The organism is Paenirhizobium selenitireducens ATCC BAA-1503 (assembly GCF_900492185.1).
Taxonomy (GTDB): domain Bacteria; phylum Pseudomonadota; class Alphaproteobacteria; order Rhizobiales; family Rhizobiaceae; genus Allorhizobium; species Allorhizobium selenitireducens_A.
The window spans coordinates 50,192-69,351 of the sequence record NZ_UEYP01000014.1; the positions used below are offsets into that span (position 1 = coordinate 50,192).

General features: G+C 62.4%; 18 protein-coding genes. 12 read left to right on the forward strand and 6 right to left on the reverse strand.

What is annotated here, in order from left to right:
- Positions 1-161: 161 nt before the first annotated feature.
- The 5 genes from ppsA to RHIZ70P_RS18665 all read left to right on the forward strand — a co-directional run bounded on the left by ppsA (position 162) and on the right by RHIZ70P_RS18665 (position 7,037).
- Positions 162-2,558 carry a phosphoenolpyruvate synthase gene (gene ppsA / locus RHIZ70P_RS18645; RefSeq protein WP_115671981.1) on the forward strand — a complete coding sequence of 799 codons (2,397 nt, stop codon included), beginning with the start codon at positions 162-164 and terminating at the stop codon, positions 2,556-2,558.
- A 222-nt stretch (positions 2,559-2,780) separates the two neighbouring features.
- Positions 2,781-4,019: an ABC transporter substrate-binding protein gene (locus tag RHIZ70P_RS18650; RefSeq protein WP_210209760.1), complete on the forward strand. Its 1,239-nt coding sequence runs from the start codon at positions 2,781-2,783 to the stop codon at positions 4,017-4,019.
- A gap of 114 nt (positions 4,020-4,133) precedes the next feature.
- Positions 4,134-5,033: a carbohydrate ABC transporter permease gene (locus tag RHIZ70P_RS18655; RefSeq protein ID WP_115671983.1), complete on the forward strand. Its 900-nt coding sequence runs from the start codon at positions 4,134-4,136 to the stop codon at positions 5,031-5,033.
- A complete protein-coding gene (locus tag RHIZ70P_RS18660; RefSeq protein ID WP_115671984.1) occupies positions 5,030-5,923 on the forward strand; it encodes a carbohydrate ABC transporter permease in 894 nt (297 codons plus the stop codon). Before RHIZ70P_RS18655 ends, RHIZ70P_RS18660 begins: the two co-directional genes overlap by 4 nt.
- Before the next feature lie 4 nt (positions 5,924-5,927).
- Positions 5,928-7,037 (forward strand): ABC transporter ATP-binding protein, encoded by a 1,110-nt coding sequence (locus RHIZ70P_RS18665; protein ID WP_115671985.1) that lies wholly within the window; start codon positions 5,928-5,930, stop codon positions 7,035-7,037.
- Positions 7,038-7,064: 27 nt separating this feature from the next.
- Here the strand turns inward: RHIZ70P_RS18665 and RHIZ70P_RS18670 are convergent, their stop codons facing one another.
- A complete protein-coding gene (locus tag RHIZ70P_RS18670; RefSeq protein ID WP_115671986.1) occupies positions 7,065-7,988 on the reverse strand; it encodes a 1-phosphofructokinase family hexose kinase in 924 nt (307 codons plus the stop codon).
- Positions 7,989-8,227: 239 nt separating this feature from the next.
- Between RHIZ70P_RS18670 and RHIZ70P_RS18675 the strand changes: the two genes are divergently transcribed.
- On the forward strand, positions 8,228-8,848 hold the full coding sequence (locus RHIZ70P_RS18675; protein WP_115671987.1) for a riboflavin synthase subunit alpha: 621 nt from the start codon (positions 8,228-8,230) through the stop codon (positions 8,846-8,848).
- A 19-nt stretch (positions 8,849-8,867) separates the two neighbouring features.
- Here RHIZ70P_RS18675 and RHIZ70P_RS18680 read toward each other — a convergent pair whose 3' ends face one another.
- Positions 8,868-9,260: a response regulator gene (locus tag RHIZ70P_RS18680; RefSeq protein WP_115671988.1), complete on the reverse strand. Its 393-nt coding sequence runs from the start codon at positions 9,258-9,260 to the stop codon at positions 8,868-8,870.
- On the opposite strand from RHIZ70P_RS18680, the gene RHIZ70P_RS22820 reads away from it, so the two are divergent.
- A complete protein-coding gene (locus RHIZ70P_RS22820) occupies positions 9,241-9,495 on the forward strand; it encodes a hypothetical protein (protein WP_147294022.1) in 255 nt (84 codons plus the stop codon). The genes RHIZ70P_RS18680 and RHIZ70P_RS22820 overlap by 20 nt on opposite strands.
- On the forward strand, positions 9,482-9,868 hold the full coding sequence (locus RHIZ70P_RS18685) for a hypothetical protein (RefSeq protein ID WP_115671989.1): 387 nt from the start codon (positions 9,482-9,484) through the stop codon (positions 9,866-9,868). Before RHIZ70P_RS22820 ends, RHIZ70P_RS18685 begins: the two co-directional genes overlap by 14 nt.
- A gap of 244 nt (positions 9,869-10,112) precedes the next feature.
- Here the strand turns inward: RHIZ70P_RS18685 and RHIZ70P_RS18690 are convergent, their stop codons facing one another.
- Complete coding sequence (locus tag RHIZ70P_RS18690) at positions 10,113-10,895, reverse strand: SDR family oxidoreductase (RefSeq protein ID WP_115671990.1); 783 nt, start codon at positions 10,893-10,895, stop codon at positions 10,113-10,115.
- A 26-nt stretch (positions 10,896-10,921) separates the two neighbouring features.
- A complete protein-coding gene (locus RHIZ70P_RS18695) occupies positions 10,922-11,110 on the reverse strand; it encodes a DUF3008 family protein (RefSeq protein WP_115672024.1) in 189 nt (62 codons plus the stop codon).
- A 171-nt stretch (positions 11,111-11,281) separates the two neighbouring features.
- On the opposite strand from RHIZ70P_RS18695, the gene glgX reads away from it, so the two are divergent.
- Complete coding sequence (glgX, locus tag RHIZ70P_RS18700) at positions 11,282-13,360, forward strand: glycogen debranching protein GlgX (RefSeq protein WP_115671991.1); 2,079 nt, start codon at positions 11,282-11,284, stop codon at positions 13,358-13,360.
- Between the two features lie 32 nt (positions 13,361-13,392).
- Here the strand turns inward: glgX and RHIZ70P_RS18705 are convergent, their stop codons facing one another.
- Together RHIZ70P_RS18705 and RHIZ70P_RS18710 are read right to left on the reverse strand one after the other, a co-directional pair.
- Positions 13,393-14,403: a diguanylate cyclase gene (locus RHIZ70P_RS18705; protein WP_115671992.1), complete on the reverse strand. Its 1,011-nt coding sequence runs from the start codon at positions 14,401-14,403 to the stop codon at positions 13,393-13,395.
- Positions 14,404-14,819: 416 nt separating this feature from the next.
- Entirely contained in the window at positions 14,820-16,007 is a 1,188-nt protein-coding gene (locus RHIZ70P_RS18710; RefSeq protein WP_115671993.1) for an acyl-CoA dehydrogenase, read from the reverse strand.
- Between the two features lie 99 nt (positions 16,008-16,106).
- Here RHIZ70P_RS18710 and RHIZ70P_RS18715 point away from each other — a divergent pair, with 99 nt between their 5' ends.
- From RHIZ70P_RS18715 to RHIZ70P_RS18725, 3 genes are all read left to right on the forward strand, one after another.
- Positions 16,107-17,030, forward strand: coding sequence for a LysR family transcriptional regulator (locus RHIZ70P_RS18715; RefSeq protein ID WP_115671994.1), 924 nt, complete (start codon positions 16,107-16,109; stop codon positions 17,028-17,030).
- 71 nt (positions 17,031-17,101) lie between these two features.
- Complete coding sequence (locus RHIZ70P_RS18720; RefSeq protein ID WP_115671995.1) at positions 17,102-17,779, forward strand: FadR/GntR family transcriptional regulator; 678 nt, start codon at positions 17,102-17,104, stop codon at positions 17,777-17,779.
- A 2-nt stretch (positions 17,780-17,781) separates the two neighbouring features.
- Positions 17,782-19,059: a CynX/NimT family MFS transporter gene (locus tag RHIZ70P_RS18725; RefSeq protein WP_115671996.1), complete on the forward strand. Its 1,278-nt coding sequence runs from the start codon at positions 17,782-17,784 to the stop codon at positions 19,057-19,059.
- The last annotated feature ends 101 nt before the right edge of the window (positions 19,060-19,160 follow it).

Below are 19,160 nucleotides of genomic sequence, written 5' to 3' on the forward strand. Positions count from 1 at the left end.
CCAGGTCGAATATCCGGTCATAAGACAGGCTGCACCGAGGCCCGCATTCGCGCATCTCTTTGATTATTGTCAAAGCACGGTGACAATACAGTGGTTATTGTCGACAACATACAATCGCTCCGAGCGAGCCGTCATCAAGAACACCATCCGGGAGGGTTTCCATGTCCGCAGTGCAGCAGTCCATCGCATGGTTTGAAACGCTGGGACGCCACGACGTGCCGCGCGTCGGCGGCAAGAACGCCTCGCTCGGTGAAATGGTGCAAGCCCTGGCCGCGGGCGGCATACGCGTGCCCCAGGGTTTTGCCACCACTGCGGACGCCTATTGGAATTATGTCACGGCAAACAACCTCAAGGAACGCATGACGTCCTTCCTCGCCGAATGGGAGTCCGGCAAGGCGACGCTCGCCGAGACCGGCTTGGCAATCCGCAACATCTTCCTCAAGGGCGATTGGCCGGCCGAGATCGAGGTAGCGATCCGTGAGGCCTATCGCACATTGTCAAAACGGGCCGGCATGGACGAGGTCGAGGTTGCCGTGCGCTCCAGCGCCACCGCCGAGGACCTTCCGGATGCCAGCTTTGCCGGCCAGCAGGAGACCTTCCTTAACATCAAGGGAGAGACAGCGCTGATCGACGCCTGCCGTCGCTGCTATGCTTCTCTCTTCACCGACCGCGCGATCAGCTATCGCAAGACCAAGGGCTTCGACCACATGAAAGTGGCGCTGTCGATCGGCGTGCAGCAGATGGTGCGCTCCGACATCGGCGGATCGGGCGTGATGTTCTCGATCGACACCGAGACGGGTTTCGACAAGGTCGTGCTGATCAATGCCGCCTGGGGCCTGGGCGAGAACGTCGTGCAGGGCACGGTGGACCCGGACGAATATCAGGTGTTCAAGCCGCTGCTAGACCACAAGGCATTGTCGCCGATCATCGAGAAGAAGAAGGGCGCCAAGGCCATCAAGATGATCTATGCGGTCGGCGACAAGCCGACCCGCAATGTGCCGACCTCCAAGGCCGAGCGCGCCGCCTGGGTGCTGAGCGATCCGGAAATCGTCGAACTCGCCCGCTGGGCGGCGACCATCGAGGCGCATTACGGTTGCCCCATGGACATGGAATGGGCCCGAGACGGAAAGACCGGCGACATGTACATCGTCCAGGCTCGTCCGGAAACCGTTCAGGCGCGACGGGACGTCGGCATCTTCAAGTCCTACACCGTCCAGAACAAGGGCAAGGTCCTGACCAAGGGCCTGTCGATCGGCGATGCCATCGCCAGCGGTCAGGTCTGCCTGATCGAAACGGCCAGGGACATCGACAAGTTCGTCGACGGTTCGATCCTCGTCACCCAGACGACCGACCCGGACTGGGTGCCGATCATGAAGCGCGCCGCGGCCATCGTCACCGATCACGGCGGACGCACCTCGCATGCCGCCATCGTCAGCCGCGAACTCGGCCTGCCCGCCGTCGTCGGCACCGGCAATGCCACGGAAATCCTGCATACCGGCCAGGACGTGACGATTTCCTGCGCCGAGGGGGACGAAGGCTTCATCTACGAGGGCATCGCCGAATTCTCGGTCGAGGAACTCGACGTCAACGACCTGCCGGAAACCACCACCAAGGTGATGCTGAACCTTGCCAATCCGGGTTCTGCGTTCCGCTGGTGGCGCCTGCCGGCCGACGGCATCGGCCTTGCCCGTATGGAGTTCGTCGTGTCGAACGCGATCCGCGTCCATCCGATGGCGCTCGTTCATTTCGACCGGCTGAAGGACGAAGCGGCCAAGGCCGAGATCGCCACGCTGACGGCGGGTTACGACAGCAAGCCCGACTACTTCGTCGACAAGCTGGCCCGCGGGCTCGGCCGTCTTGCCGCCGCGGTCTATCCAAAGCCTGTCATCATCCGCATGAGCGACTTCAAGACCAATGAATATGCCGGCCTCGTCGGCGGCGCCGAATTCGAGCCGGCCGAGGAAAACCCGATGATCGGCTTTCGCGGCGCCTCCCGGTATTATTCGCCGCGCTATCGCGAGGGCTTTGCGCTCGAATGCCAGGCGATCAAGCGGCTGCGCGACGAGATGGGTTTCACCAACGTCGTCGTCATGATCCCCTTCTGCCGCTCGGTCGGCGAGGCCGACAAGGTCCTCTCCGTCATGGCGGAGAACGGCCTGAAGCGCGGCGAAAACGGCCTGCAGGTCTATGTCATGTGCGAAATCCCCTCCAACGTCATCCTGGCAGCCAAGTTCGCCGACCGTTTCGATGGCTTCTCGATCGGCTCGAACGACCTCACCCAGCTCACCCTCGGCGTCGACCGCGACTCCGGCGAACTGGCCGACCTGTTCGACGAGCAGGACGAGGCGGTCAAATGGATGATCGAAAAGGTGATATCCGAGGCCAACAAGGCGGGCGCCAAGATCGGCCTTTGCGGCCAGGCGCCGAGCGACCATCCGGAATTCGCCGAGTTCCTGGTCGAATGCGGCATCGACTCGATGTCCGTTAGCCCGGACAGCTTCATCGCGGTCAAGCAGATCGTCGCTGCGGCCGAAAAGGCCAAGGCCGGCCGCGGCTGACGGTCCGGCGGCAAGAAGAAGCGGTGCGGGCAGAATCTCCCGCACCGATTGATCGGTGTCAAAACATGCAGCCCCTATCGTTGTATCGTGATATCGTTCGCATGCCCGCAGAACGCGCATATTCGTGAGCGGGTTTCTACGCAGAACCAAGTAGCCTTTTCCAAAGCCATTCGGCAATCGGACCCTTGCGTCCGCAATAATCGGGAGGATGCCATGCGTAAATTGAAATCCATTTTGACTGCCACCGCCGTTTCCCTCTTCATGCTTCCGGCGGCCGGCCATGCCGGCGGCACCGTGGAGGTCCTGCACTGGTGGACCTCGGGTGGCGAGGCGAAAGCCGTCGGCACGCTGAAGGAAGCCTTCGAGAAGCAGGGCGGCAAGTGGGAAGACTCGCCGATCGCCGGCGGCGGCGGCGATGCGGCCATGACAGCGCTTCGCGCCCGCGTGATGGCCGGCAACCCGCCGGCAGCCGTGCAGCTGAAGGGTCCCGGCATCCAGGAATGGGCCGACCAGGGTGGCCTCGCCGACGTCGAGGATGTGGCCAAGGCCGAGAAATGGGACGATGTCCTCCCACCGACGCTGGCTGAAATCATGAAATACAAAGGCAAGTACGTCGCCGCCCCGGTCAATGTCCACCGCATCGACTGGATGTGGATCAATCCCGCCGTGCTCGCCAAGGTCGGCGCCGAAGTGCCCAAGACCTGGGACGAATTCAACGCGGTAGCCGACAAACTGAAGGCCGCCGGCATTACGCCGCTCGCCCACGGCGGCCAACCTTGGCAGGACGCCACCGTTTTCGAGACGATCGTCTTGAGCGAGGGTGCTGACTTCTATCGCAAAGCCCTGATCGAGCTCGACCAGGAAGCTCTGACCGGCGAAACCATGGTCAAGGTCTTCGACCAGCTCCGCAAGCTGCGTGGCTATGTCGATCCGGGTTTCTCCGGCCGCGACTGGAATCTTGCGACCGCCATGGTGATGAACGGCGAAGCCGGCTTCCAGATCATGGGCGACTGGGCCAAGGGCGAGTTCCTCGCCGCCGGCAAGGTGCCGGGCAAGGACTTCATCTGCGCCCCGACACCTGGCAACGGCTTCAGCTTCAACACCGACAGCTTCGCCTTCTTCAAGGTCTCGGGCGAAGACCGTATCGAAGGCCAGAAGGTGCTCGCAAGCCTGATCATGTCGCCCGAGTTCCAGGAAACCTTCAACCTTGCCAAGGGCTCCATCCCGGCGCGCACCGACATCAAGCTGGACAAGTTCGACACTTGCGCCCTCAAGTCCTTCGAAGACATGACGGCCGCGGTGAAGAACAACACCTTCGTTCCGTCCATGGCCCATGAAATGGCGGTTCCCCGCACGGTGCGCGGCGAGTTCCTCGACGTCGTCACCAACTTCTTCAACTCGGACATGAGCTCGGCCGATGCGGCCAAGGCCATGGGCGAAGCGGTGAAGCGCGCCCAGTAAGGCCCATTTCCGATCGATGCCCACCGGGGTGCGGCCAAGCCGGACTCCGGTGGTTCCTGTTGACGCGGCGCAGAACCGCGGCGGGGAGAAAGCCAGGCGGGGAGGAGCTGGGAAATGAATGCCAAAAGCCGACGGGTCGCCTTCGATCGTTTTTTCGAGCGATGGCTGCCACAGATCGTCGTGTCGCCGATGTTTGCCGCGAGCCTGCTGTTCGTCTACGGCTTCATCGCCTGGACGGTCTATATTTCCTTCACCAAATCCGGCGTGATGCCGAACTATACGCTGGCGGGCCTCACCCAGTATGAGCGGCTGTGGACCACGCCACGCTGGTTCGTGGCGATCGAGAACCTGTTCATCTTCACTAGCCTGTTCATGGTCTGCTGTATGGTGATCGGCCTGTTCCTGGCGATCCTGCTCGACCAGCGGATTCGTGCCGAGGGCATGATCCGTACCATCTATCTCTACCCCATGGCGCTGTCGTTCATCGTCACCGGCACGGCGTGGAAATGGATCCTCAACCCGACGCTCGGCATCGAGAAGATCATCCAGGGCTGGGGTTTTCCCAATTTCAATTTCGACTGGCTCGTCGATCCGAACATGGCGATCTACACCGTCGTCATTGCCGGCGTCTGGCAGTCCTCCGGCTATGTCATGGCGCTGTTTCTCGCCGGCCTGCGCTCGGTCGACGACGAGATCATCAAGGCTGCGGCGATCGACGGCGCAGGCCCGTTCCGGACCTACTGGAGCATCATCCTGCCGATCGTCCGGCCGGTCTTCTTCTCCGCCTTCGTCGTTCTCGCGCACCTCGCGATCAAGAGCTTCGACCTGGTCATGGCGCTGACCGGCGGCGGACCGGGCTATGCCACCGACATGCCGGCGACGTTCATGTATTCTTTCGCGTTCCAACGCAGCGAACTCGGCACGGCGGCCGCAAGTGCGGTGATGATGCTGGTCACCGTGACGGCGATCTTCATCCCCTATCTCTATTCGGAACTGAGGAGGCCGGCGAAATGAGTAGAGCCGCCATCTCCGGCATTGTCCGACCCCGCGGCCTGAAGAACACGCTGCTGCGGCTCTTGCTTTTCGCCATCCTCGGGCTCTTCTGCCTCTATTATCTGATGCCCCTCTTCGTCATGATTTCGACCTCGTTGAAATCGCTGGAAGAGATACGCACGTCCTCACTCATCAGCCTGCCGAAGGACGTGACCTTCGCGGCCTGGGAGAAGGCCTGGAGTGCGGCCTGCGTCGGTGTGCGCTGCACCGGCCTGCAGCCCTATTTCATGAACTCGATCCTGATGGTGATCCCGGCGGTCGCCATCTCAACCCTGCTGGGTGCCCTCAACGGCTATGCACTAACCAAGTGGAAGTTCCCCGGCGCCGACATCATCTTCGCGCTAATGCTGTTCGGCTCCTTCATCCCCTTCCAGGTCGTGCTGCTGCCGATGGCCCGCATGCTCGGCTATTTTGGCCTCGCCGGCAGCGTCTACGGCCTGATCCTGGTCCACACCGTCTACGGCCTTTCCTTCACCACGCTGTTCTTTCGCAATTTCTTCGTCAGCGTGTCGGACGGCATCGTCCATGCGGCGAAGATCGACGGTGCCGGTTTCTTCCGCATCTTCTTTACCCTGCTCTTGCCCATGTCGCTGCCGACCATCGTCGTCGCCGTCATCTGGCAGTTCACCCAGATCTGGAACGACTTCCTGTTCGGCGTCGCGTTTACGGTCGGCGACAGCAATCCGGTCACGGTTGCGCTCAACAACATCGTCGCGTCGAGCACCGGCGTGAAGGAATACAATGTCGACATGGCGGCAGCGATTATCGCCGCCCTGCCGACGCTCCTCGTCTACATCGTGGCGGGGAAATACTTTGTGCGCGGTCTGGCCGCAGGCGCCGTGAAAGGATGATGAGATGGCGAAAGTAGAACTGCGGGACGTCTGGAAGAAGTTCGGCAATGTCGAGGTCATCAAGGGGGTCAGCATCGACCTCGACGACGGCGAGTTCGTCGTGCTCGTCGGACCTTCGGGCTGTGGCAAGTCGACCCTGCTCAATCTGATCGCCGGCCTGGAAACCCTGACCAGCGGCGAGATTCGCATCGGCGACACGCTGGTGAACGACGTGCCGCCGAAGGACCGTAACATCGCCATGGTGTTCCAGTCCTACGCACTCTATCCGACCAAGACAGTGCAGGAGAACATCACCTTCGGCATGCAGACCCGCGGCGTCGATCGCGCCGTCCAGGACAAGGCGCTCGCCGACGTCTCCCAGCTCCTGCATATCGAGCAATTGCTCGACCGCAAGCCGGGGCAATTGTCGGGCGGCCAACGCCAGCGCGTCGCCATGGGCCGCGCCCTGGTGCGCAATCCCGACGTCTTCCTGTTCGACGAGCCGCTCTCGAACCTAGACGCCAAGCTGCGCATCGAAATGCGCACGGAAGTGAAGAAGCTGCACCTGCGTCTCGGCAAGACCATCGTCTACGTCACCCATGACCAGATCGAGGCGATGACGCTCGCCTCGCGTATCGCGGTGATGGACAACGGCCACGTCCGCCAGTTCGGCACGCCGGAGGAGATCTATGAAAACCCGGTCGACCTCTTCGTCGCCGGCTTCATGGGCTCGCCGTCGATGAACATCGTCAAAGGCAAGGTCGTCAACGAGGATGGCTATGCCATCGCCGTCACCGACGAGGAGGGAACGATCCGCTTTCCGCTCGGGTCCGAACAGGCGGCAAAGGTCAAGGGGCGGGAGGGCGAGGAGATCCATCTCGGTCTTCGCCCCGAGACGATCACCCATGTCGGCGCCCACGGCGCGCCGCAATCCGACCTGTTCGTCTTTGAACGGGCGGTCGACGTGGTCGAGCCGACCGGACCGGACACGATGCTGGTCTTCACGCTCGGCGGCATGGAGGCGATCGCGCGGGTCAGGCCCGAAGAGCGCGTCAGGCCGGGCGAGACGTTCCGCTTCGAGGTCAACATGGGCAAGGCCAAGCTGTTCGACGGAAAGACCGGCATGCGGCTATGAGGCATCGACCAAGCGGCCGGGCGAAGCTCAGCCCTTGTTTGCCTCATAGAGCGCCAGCACGTCCGCACGACGGCAGAGTTCCGTTCCCGACGTCATGACGGCGGCGGCACCCGCCGCCAGGCCGAAGCGGAAAGCCTCGCCGATCTCGTGACCCTCCGCCAGTGACCAGGTCATCGCGGCGACGAAGCTGTCGCCTGCGCCGACCGCCGACTGAACCGGCACCTCGATCGCCGGCACGCGCTGGATCGTTTCGGCACCAACGAGGATCGCACCGTCGCCACCGAGCGTGACCGCGATATAGTCTGCAGCACCGCTGCGCACGACGGCCTGGGCGGCGGAACCCGCATTGTCGTGATCGATCTCCTGCCCGACAAAGCTCGCCAGTTCGCCAAGGCTCGGCTTGACGAGGAAGACTTTAGACTTCGACAGCGTCTCGTGCAAAGCCTCGCCGGACGTGTCGAGGATCAGGCGGGCTTTCTTGGCGGCGGCAATTTCGGCCATGCGCGCATAGGAGCCGTCACTGATACCGCGCGGCAGGCTGCCGCTGGCGACGATATAATCTGCATCCGTGTCTTCCAGAAGGTCGAAGACCGGCGCCAGTTCCGCCTCGGTGACCTGCGGCCCTTCGGGCACGAAGCGATATTCGAGATTTGTGGCGAGCTCGCGCACATTGTAGGCGACCCGGACCGGGTCGTGAATGGGGAACGCATGCTGGCGGATGCCCAATGGCTTCAACATGGCTTCCAGCAAGGTTCCCGTGGCACCGCCGGAAAGATAAAGCAGTTCGCAATTGCCGCCGAGCTCGACGATGACGCGCGCCACATTGATGCCGCCGCCGCCGGCATGCTGGCGCTGGTTATGGGTGCGGGTCTTGTGGGTGTGACGCACCTTGTCAGCGTCACTGGAAATATCGATGGCGGGATTGAGCGCGATGGAGAGAATTTTCGACATGCCCGAGCCTAGCGCCCCTTCATGACAGATCCAAGAAATTGTTTGCAACCCAAACGGAAGGCCGGGCCATGGCGCCAGTCCCTTGGACAGGGCAAGATGGGGTCCGATGACCGGTCCGCTCGGGAAGACTTGACACAGTGTCTCGTTTAAACGGTTGTCTTTGCCAAGCCGCACATTACCTTTGCAGAAAATCGTTGCGGGCGCTCAGATAGAGCCGGGCGCAGAACACAGGAAGATATATGTATACCGGTATCGTGCAGGCAGTTGCTCCCATCATCAACATAACCCGTCATGATGGCTACACCGAATTCCACATTGCGTTTCCCGAACGCCTTGTCGAGGGCTTGCAGATCGGCGGCAGCGTCTCGGTCGAGGGCGTGTGCCTGTCGGCGACGACGATCAACGGCACGACCGTGACCTTCGATGCCATGGATGCGACCCTGGAGCGAACCAATCTCGGCGATCTGACCATCGGCGACAGCGTCAACATAGAGCGCTCGGCCAAGCCCACGGATGAAAACGGTGGCCACGCGATCGCCGGCCACATTGCAACCACGGCCACTCTTGTTGCGGCGAAAAGCGAGATGCCGGGCGCCTTCATTCGCTTTTCGGTGCCGCAGGAGTGGGCGAAATATATCTTCCCGCGCGGTTTTCTCGCCGTCAACGGCGCCAGCCTCACGGTTGCGGAGGCCGAAGGCGACGTCTTTCAGATCAATCTCATTCCGGAAACGCTGCGGCAGACGACATTTCCGCGATACAAGCCGGGTGATCGATTGAACATCGAGGTCGATCACCAGACGATGGTCATGGTCGACGTGGTTGAGCGTACGCTGACCGGGCTCCTCGACAAGCGCCCATGAGGCACCCCGGCCAGTGCCTTCAATGGCTCGGGCGCAGGGATATCCAGGGGCGGTCGCTGATCAAGGAGACAAGCACCTTGAAATAGTCGGCGGGCTTCTGCGCGCAAAGGCCGGCCGGAATGCCCTTCGCGGCGATTTCGGCAAGCGGCGAGCCCGATACGATGCGAAAGGGAATGCTCCTCTTGCGCAACTCGTCGACGATCGGCGTGACCGCACCGTCGCGCACCTGAAAGTCCAGGATCGCCGCCGAAATAGGCTCGTTCTCGAGAATATCCAGCGCATCGTGCACCGTCTCGGCCGTCACGACGTTTACACCGGCGCGCGAAACGCTGTCCGCGGCATCCATGGAAATGAAGACGTCGTCCTCGACGATGAGGATTGTATCGGCCTGAATGGAATTCTTGAGCGGCATGGGCTTTACTCCTTTGACCGCACAACGCATGCAACCCGAAGTTTGTTTCAGTTTTGAACAGTTCTCGGAAAAACTTGGTAAACAAAGTCTTTCCTTCAACCAACCCACACGGATCGCCCTAACCGGGGCGCTTCATCTTCGCCACGCATATCGCCAACTGCCGATGGAACCTGTCGACCATCCAGGCGTTCTTCTCCGGATTGCCACGATGGAGAACTGCCATGCAGATCATTGATACACAGATTCATGAGGACATGGGCGGCGTGCCGGGCTTCACCGTCGAATTCGTCGGTGACGGCGGCGAAGTCGTCTCGGTGCGGATGAAGCAGGGCCAGAGCGGCGAACTAAGCCGTGACAACGCGCTTGAAAAGGCGCGTGCCCTTCTGGTGCAGGTCGGCTCCTTCGACGAAAATCCGGCAAAGGGCCATGAACGCGCGCCGTCGCAGGACGGCGACGAAACGGTGTCCGACGCCGTGCTCAGCGCCCGTCGCGCCCAGGACGAATCGGAACTGGATTCGCAGGTCGACGAAGGCCTGATCGATACCTTCCCCGCCAGCGACCCGGTTTCGGCGACCTATTCCTCGACCGCCGGCGCCAATCGCCATTAAGGCGCATCTCGACGAATGACAAAAGGACGTGTCGGCTCCGCCGGCACGTCCTTTACGGTTTCAAGTCGGAAGGCATGCGTCGCCCTACAGGAACCCGTCAGTCTGGTTGCCACAGCGCTGGCCCTCATCGTGCTCTGGCGCTTCAGGGGCTCGGAGCGCTCATTGCCCCGGACGATGCCGATTAGCACTCAATTGAAAATCACGACCTTCTTGCACAATGCTGCGACTGGCCGGCTTCACGTGTTCAGCGCAGCAGGCTTTGGCCACCGTCGATCCAGATCGGCGTACCGGTGATATGCCGCGCGCGTTCGGAGACGAGGAACGCAATGATCTCGGCCACGTCAGCAGCCTCACCCGGCTTTCCCCCCGTCAGAGGAATATCGCCCTCCGAAAAATGAACGGGTACCTCGGTATCCTCGCGACTGCGGATCTGGGTGTTGTCGTCAATCGACGTCGAAATGGCACCGGGACAGACCGCATTGATCCGGATTTGGTCATCCCCGAGTTCCAGCGCCAATTGCTGCACCATGGCAAGTTGGGCCGCCTTGGTGGCGGAATAGGCCGTCGCCCCCGGCGACGTGAAGGTCCGGGTCCCATTGATCGACGACACGACGACGATCGATCCACCACCCGTTCTCTTGAGCTTTGGCACCGCATGGTGCAGCGTCAGGTAAGTGCCGCGCAGATTGACCGAAATCGTCTGGTCGAATTCTTCCGGCCTCAGTTCATCGATGGGTGCCCAGGTGCCATTGATGCCGGCATTGGCAACGACCATGTCCAGCCGTCCCGCGGCCGACCACAGGCCTTCGACGGCATCACGCATCGCTGTCTCATCGCTGATGTCGGCGACAAGAACTCGCCCCTCGCCGCCCGCCGTCTGGATTGCGAGCAGGACCTCCTGCAATTCGTCCTCGGTTCGGCCCAGAAGGCCGACGAAGGCGCCACGCGCGGCTAACATCATTGCCGAAGCCTTGCCGATACCCGAACCGGCGCCTGTCACCAGCGCCACCTTGCCGTGAAACTCCATCTCGTCCCCCTGCTTCTGATCGCCGTCTATTTGTCGGAAACGTGTTCCGGCTTGCCCTTGCGTTTTGTCGAAGCGAGCTCTTCGAGTTCATCTTCGGTCATGGACTTGGCCATGTCCCTTGAAGCCCCCTTCAACTCGCTCTTTTTCGTTTCGCCTCGCTTGGCGGAAAGCGCCGCGCCCGCGGCCTTTTGCTGCGCCTTGGATTTTGCCGGCATGTCGGTCTCCTCGTTGCCACGCGCTTGCTGCGCGACCACTCGATCAACCCTGTCGCCGCAACAAAGTTCCGGCACGACTTCCACTCTTTCGAGGCGGAGGGAACAAAATGCCGCACTGCGGAATTGAGAGGCGCGATCTCGCACTCCTCTCTCCGCCAAAGGAAAATCACGATGGATGCCCGCAGCACGAACTTCGCAGTGGAGCCCGGCGAATTCCACGCGCTCGGCGCGCGTTTCGACGGAGAGGGCACCAACTTTGCGCTCTTCTCGGCGCATGCCGAGCGGGTCGAGCTCTGCCTCTACGACGAGGACGGCAAGACCGAGATCGCCCGCGTCGATCTGCCGGAATATACGAACGAGGTCTGGCACGGCTACCTTCCGGGCATCAAGCCCGGCATGCTCTACGGTTACCGCGTCCACGGCCCCTATGACCCCGCCAACGGCCACCGCTTCAATCCGAACAAGCTGCTGCTCGACCCCTATGGGCGAGAGATCGTTGGCGACATCGCCTGGACCAAGGGGCATTTCGGCTACGATATCGACAGTGACGAGAAGGACCTGTCCTTCAGCACGCTGGACAATGGTTCGGACATGCCGAAGTGCAGGGTCGTCGATCCACGGATCAGTCGCGAATACAATGGTTCCCCCAACATCCACTGGGCGGATACCATCGTCTACGAAACGCATGTGAAGGGCTTCACCAAGCTCAACCCGGCCATCCCGCAAGACTTGCGCGGCACATTCGAGGGCCTGGGCCACAAGGCCGCCGTCGACTATGTGAAGAGCCTCGGGATCACCTCGGTCGAACTGCTGCCGATCCATGCCTTTCCTGATGACAGTCACCTTCTGGAAAAGGGCCTGCGAAACTATTGGGGCTACAACACGATCGGCTTCTTTGCCCCGGCGACGCGCTATTATGGCCCAAAGGGCCTGACCGGCTTCAGAGACATGGTGCGCGCCTTCCACGATGCGGGGATCGAAGTCATCCTGGACGTCGTCTACAATCACACCGCCGAGGGCAATGAACTCGGGCCGACGCTGTCCTTCAAGGGCATCGACAATTTCTCCTACTACCGCACCCTGCCTGACAATCACCGCTATTACATCAACGACACCGGCACCGGAAACACCGTCAACACATCCCATCCGCGCGTGCTGCAGATGGTAATGGACAGCCTGCGCTACTGGGCGGAAGAAATGCATGTCGACGGATTCCGCTTCGACCTCGGGACGATCCTTGGGCGCGAGCCCGAGGGTTTCGACCAGCGCGGGGGCTTCTTCGATGCCGTCACGCAGGATCCGGTTCTGTCGAAGGTCAAGTTGATCGGCGAGCCGTGGGACATCGGTCCCGGCGGGTATCAGGTCGGCGGTTTCCCGCCAGGCTGGGCGGAGTGGAACGACAAGTATCGCGACTCGACCCGGGATTACTGGCTGAACGGGGATAATTGCGCACCGGACTTCGCTGCCCGTCTATTGGGTTCGGGCGACATCTACGATCTGCGCGGGCGTCGCCCTTGGTCCAGCATCAACTTCATCACCGCCCATGACGGCTTCACCCTCAACGATCTCGTCTCCTATGACGGCAAGCACAACGAGGCCAATGGCGAAGACAACAATGACGGCCACAACGACAACCGCAGCCACAACTACGGCGTCGAAGGCCCGACGGAAGACGAAGGCATCAACGCCCTTCGCGAGCGGCAGAAGCGCAATTTTCTGGCGACGCTGCTCTTCTCGCACGGGACGCCGATGTTGCTCGCGGGCGACGAATTCGGCCGGTCGCAAATGGGCAACAACAACGGCTACTGCCAGGACAGCGAAATCAGCTGGCTGCATTGGGAAAACCTGCCGGAAGGCTGCGAAGCGCTGCGCGATTTCACGCGCCACTTGATTGCCCTCCGAAAGCAGCAACCTTTGCTGCGTCGCGCAAGCTGGCGCGATGGAATGGCGATCGACTGGTTCAACGTGAAGGGTGGATCTCAGCGTCCCGAGCATTGGCTCGACGGAAATCCCCTTGCCCTGAAGATCGGGCGCGATGACCTGGCCGAAATCGAAGGAGTCTGGAGCGAAATCCTCATTCTGTTCAACCCCGTCGATGCGGATATGACCTTCAAACTGCCGAAGACAAGCGGTGGCGATTGGCGGCTCGCGTTGACCACGGTCGACCCGGATGGCCACGGCGACATTGTCGCGGAGGGTCATGACCTGACGCTTGCGCCACGTTCACTCGCCCTGTTGTACCGCGTCTGACAAGCCGGGGGAGGCGAGTGCCGCCCGCCTTTCTATGGATGCGAGACCTCTGCAATCACCTCGAAGTCGTAGAGTTTGCCGCCTAGCTTCATTCGTCGGGCCGAAATCAGCACGGGAACAGGCTCTCCGGCGGCATTGCGGATATCTGCCCGTTCAGCCGAATAGCCGCCCTCGCAATCGAGCAGGGCAAGGCGCGCCTCGCGCGCGGCATTGTCGATCACCAGACCCGAGGACACCATTTCCTGACCGCGGATCGAATCCCATGTCTTTCCGACAAGGTCTAGATAGGCCTTGTTGACGCGCACATAGCGCGAACTGTTCTCGCCGATCGTCGAAATCGAGAATGCCACCGGCGAGAGGTCGAACATGGTCTGGATCAGCGAATCCGCCGTGCCCTCCGCCACGCCCGGATCAACGGCCAGGCGCTCGATCACAGACAGATCATCGGACCCCACCAGATCGTGATCGATCGGCAAGGATGCCTCATCGCGCAAGATGGCCACCAGCCGCCACAGATCGACTTCGTGGAACAGGATCCTGTGGGCCTCGGCCACCCCGTCCAAGCTGGCGGGCACATTCAGAGCGGCCGCCTCGAGCCGATCCTTTTCACCGCCGCATCGGGCCGACACGGCGAGGTCACGAAGGGCATCTACGGTCATCTTGCGGACAATTTCATAGGCCTGATCGAGCAGCACGCGACGGCTGGCCTCCAGCGTATCATCGACTAGGACCATCTCGTCACTGGTCGGCAGCCGCTCGAGGATACGCCATACTCGCGCCTCATCAGGGCTCTCCCAGGTCGTCGGCTTGCCGCGTGGAGCAAAGCGGATCAGGGCCAGCACGGTCTCCGTGCCGAACGCATCCGCATCGGCGGGACAGTCCGCACCATCGGCCCCCAAAGCGGTGGCCGTGAGACGAACCGGGCTCCCATTGTCATCGAGGAAGAGGGACACTTCCCGCACATTGTCCGGGAAGCTCAGCCAGGGATGCTCACGCCTGAATGTGGCAAGGGCGTCCGCATCCAAAACGGCAACGGCATACATGTCTGTCTCTCCTGGTCTCTTGCCAAGGTCCTGGCGGCAAATCAACGTCTGAACACTCGTTACGTGCCCAGGGGAAAGGCGGATCATCCGAGGACCCGTCAAACGCCCGGCGGTCGCGGCGGCAACGTCGCGCGATCTTCAGCAAGGCGTTGCTAATAGTTCAACAGACCGCCGTTTCATACATCCTGGGCAAAACGAAGCCGTGCGCGAACAAGAAAATTTCGCCGGCAATTGACAAAGCGCAAGAATATGCCGCGCAAGCATCCAAAAACAGACAATAGGAAACACGGGGTCGCTGCGGTCACCATCAGATGCCGCCTCAGCTCCCACTGGCCCACCCGCCTGAACGGCAATATTTTAAAAAAAGAGGGCGGCCCTGAGGCCGCCCGGAGAAACGTCGATTTCCGGTCGTTTTCTCAGAAGAACGCCTGGATGCCGGTCTGCGCCCGACCGAGGATCAGCGCATGGACGTCGTGCGTGCCCTCGTAGGTGTTGACCGTCTCTAGGTTCTGCGCGTGACGCATGACGTGATACTCGATCTGGATACCGTTGCCGCCGTGCATGTCGCGGGCCTGGCGGGCGATATCGAGCGCCTTGCCGCAATTGTTGCGCTTGATGAGCGAGATCATTTCCGGAGCGAACTGGTGCTCGTCCATCAGCCGGCCGACGCGCAGCGAGGCGAACAGGCCGAGCGTGATTTCCGTCTGCATGTCGGCGAGCTTCTTCTGGTAAAGCTGCATGCCGGCCAGCGGCTTGCCGAATTGCTTGCGATCGAGACCATACTGGCGGGCACGGTGCCAGCAATCCTCGGCAGCCCCCATGACACCCCAGGAAATGCCGTAGCGGGCCCGGTTGAGGCAGCCGAACGGTCCCTTCAGGCCTGAGACGTTCGGCAGGATCGCATCTTCACCCACCTCGACGCCGTCCATGACGATTTCACCGGTGACCGAGGCCCTGAGCGACAGCTTGCCGCCGATCTTCGGAGCCGAAAGACCCTTCATGCCCTTCTCGAGCACGAAGCCGCGGATCTCGCCGCCATGAGCCTCCGACTTCGCCCAGACGACGAAGACGTCGGCAATCGGCGCATTGGAAATCCACATCTTGGAGCCACGAAGGCGATAGCCGCCCTCGATCTTCTCCGCACGGGTCTTCATGCCGCCCGGATCGGAGCCGGCATCCGGCTCGGTCAGACCGAAGCAGCCGATCAGTTCACCCGAGACGAGGCCCGGCAGATATTTGTCCTTCTGCTCTTCCGAGCCGTAGGCGTAGATCGGATAGATGACCAGCGAGGACTGCACGCTCATCATCGAACGATAGCCGGAATCGACGCGCTCGACTTCGCGGGCAACGAGGCCGTAGGACACATAGCTCGCATCCGCGGCGCCGTATTTCTCGGGAAGAGTAACGCCGAGAAGCCCGGCCTGGCCCATCAGCTTGAACAGTTCCGGCGCAACGGTCTCGCCGAGATAGGCTTCGTTGACGCGCGGCATCAGCTCGCTCTGGGCAAAGGCCTCGGCGGAGGCCTGGATCATGCGCTCATCTTCGGAGAGCGCCTCCGCCATCAGGAATGGATCACTCCAGGAAAACGGCCGCATTTCGCTCATAGGTCTGATATCCTCTGTAAACTGGTGCATAGATTGACGAAACGGCAGGCGAACGCAAGGCATGTTTACTCATGTGGCCATCAGGTCTAATCATAGCCGATGCTGACTCATCAACGCCGCTTCCTGCCTTCGACCAGCGCGCTCGCCGCCTTCGATTCCGTCGCCAAGCTCGGCAGCTTCTCCGCCGCCGCCAACGAGCTGAACCTCACGCAAGGAGCGATCAGCCGACAGATATCCCTCCTGGAAGACCAGCTCGGGGTCAAGCTGTTCGACCGCACCAACCGCGGCGTGGAATTGACGCCGATCGGGCGCGACTATGCCAAGGGCATCGGCGACGCGCTGGCAACCATCCGCACCCTGTCGCTCGAGGCCATGGCCAAGGCCGAAGACACCCACCTGCGCCTGGCGATCCTGCCAACCTTCGGCACCCGCTGGCTGATGCCGCGCATTCCCGACTTCCTGCAGAAGCACCCGTCGATCATCATCGACTTCGCCACCCGCATCGGCCAGTTCGACTTCGAAAGCTCCGGCCTCGATGCGGCGATCCATATCGGCGAGCCCAACTGGCCGGGCACCGACTGCCAGTTCCTCATGCAGGAGATGGTCGTGCCGGTCTGTAGTCCGGCCTTTCTGCGCGATCACCCGGTGGCCAGACCGGAAGACATGCTCTCCATGCCGCTGTTCGACATGGCTTCTCGACCGCGGGCCTGGGAGCACTGGTTCGCAAGTCTCGGCATAGCCAATGGGCGCGGCGGCGGCATGCGGTTCGAGCAATTCTCCAACGTCGTCCAGGCCTGCCTTGCCGGTCTCGGCATCGCCCTGGTGCCAACCTTCCTGATCGAGCCGGAACTGGCGAGCGGTCAGCTGGTCCGCGCCTGGAACCATGAAGTGAAGAGCGCCAGCGCTTACTATCTGGTCCGCCCCCTGTCGAAGATGGCCTACCCGCCGGCCACGGCCTTCTCAAATTGGCTGCTGGGGCAGGTGCGGGAATTCAACGCTTCGAGCGAGGGCGCCGCCGGCTGACCGTCGGGAAGAGAGAACCGATCCGTCGAATTTTCGCTTGCCATAGTCATCCGATGATTTAATCTATCGAAATGAGACCCGTTCAAAAGACCAGCCTCGCCGACACGGCGACCGAAGCGATCCGCGCCGAGATCGTCTCCGGGCGCTTCGCCGTCGGATCCCGCCTGCCGAACGAGGCGACCCTCTCGGCGACGCTCGGCGTCAGCCGCGGAACCGTCAGGGAGGCCGTGCGCGTGCTCGCGTCACAGGGACTGCTCGAAGTCCTGCAGGGATCCGGCACCTATGTCCGCTCCGCCACCGACGGCCGCCGCACCCTGGACGCTGCCCGCCATGCGAGCCTCCGCGACCGCTTCGAGGCCCGCTGCGCGCTCGATGTCGAGGCCGCCCGGCTTGCCGCCAGGCGGGCGACCCCGGCGACGATCACCCGGCTGCGCGCCTTGCTCGCCCAACGTGGAAATTCCGATGGCGGCGACCGGGAGAGTTTCATTGCCCGCGACCTCGCCTTCCACAAGGCGGTGATCGCCGCCTCTGCAAACCGCGCGCTGATCGAACTCTTCGATTTCTTCTCGGCCTCGATCGCCGAGACGATCCAGGCGACGACCGGCGGCGAACTTCCCGAACCCGACATGGCCGCCCATCTGGCGATCGTCGATGCGATTGAAACCGGCGACCCGGACAAGGCCGATGCAACGGTGCGCCGCTTCATGGCACCGGTTTTCGCCTTCCTCGACGGAAAGACCGGCACGTGACCATGACGGAACAGACCAAAGCGCTCGACCTGGGCGATGAACTCCTGATCGACGCCGAGGACATGCCGCCCGAGGCGCCGCCCACCGCTTCGATGAGCCCGCTCGCACGCCTGCTGCTCGGCATCAGTCTGGTGCTGATCGCCTTCAACCTTCGGCCACTGTTCTCCAGCGCCTCGGCCCTGTTGCCGGAAATCCGCACCGAACTCGGCCTCTCGGCCGCGGGCGCGAGCCTCCTGACCACCGTGCCGGTCGCCTGCCTCGGCCTGTTCTCGCCACTTGCGCCTCGGCTTGCCGGACGCCTCGGCGCGGAGCGCACCCTGCTGGCCGCCGTCGCCCTGCTCGCGCTCGGTACCGCACTGCGTGGCTTCCATTCCGTACCGCTGCTCTTCCTCGGCACCGCCCTTGCCGGCGCCTGCATCGCCATCGGCAATGTCCTTCTGCCCGGCCTGGTCAAGCGCGACTTCCCCGACAAGGCGGCGCTGATGACCGGCTTCTACACCATGGCGCTGTGTGCCGGAGCGGCCGGCGCCGCCGGCCTGACCTTGCCGCTCGAAACAGCCATGGGCGGTTCGCTCGGCGCCGCGCTGGCGGTCTGGGCGATCCCCGCCGCCGTCGTCGGGCTGATCTGGCTGCCCCAGGCCCTCGGCAACCGGGCGAAACCGGCAAAGACCAGTTTTCGCGTCGAGGGCCTTTGGCGCGACAAGCTGGCCTGGCAGGTGACCCTGTTCATGGGCCTGCAATCGGCGCTCGCCTACTGCGTCTTCGGCTGGCTGGTGCCGATCCTTCGCGATCGCGGCATTGACGGCGTCACGGCCGGCGCGATCGTTTCGCTGTCGGTCATGGTCCAGGCCGCCTCCTGCATCGTCTCGCCGCAGATTGCCGTTCGCGGCAAGGACCAGCGCGTGGTCCATGTCGCACTGGCCGCGATCGCCGTCATCGGACTGCTCGGCCTTCTGTTTGCACCACTCTGGACCGTCTGGCCCTTTGCCGTGCTTCAGGGCATCGGTCAGGGTGGTCTGGTCGCGGTGGCGCTCACCGCCGTCGTGCTGCGCTCGCCAGACCAGCATGTCGCGGCCCACCTGTCCGGTATGGCCCAATTTGTCGGCTATACGCTGGCCGCCATCGCGCCGCTCTTGGTCGGCCTCATCCGCGACTGGACCGGCAGTTTCGCCGCCACGTCGATCGTCTTCGTCGCCTTCGGCCTGGGCGCCGCGATCAACGGCTGGGGAGCGGGGCGCGCCTTGCATGTCGACGTCAAGACAATTCAGAACGCAGCCTGACCAAAGCCTGTGTCGAGGCGCACAGCGCGTCCTCGGCTGCGATTGACAAGCGTCTGTTATGGACGAAGAGTATTCTCCGCTGAAATGCTCGAGCGTGGGAG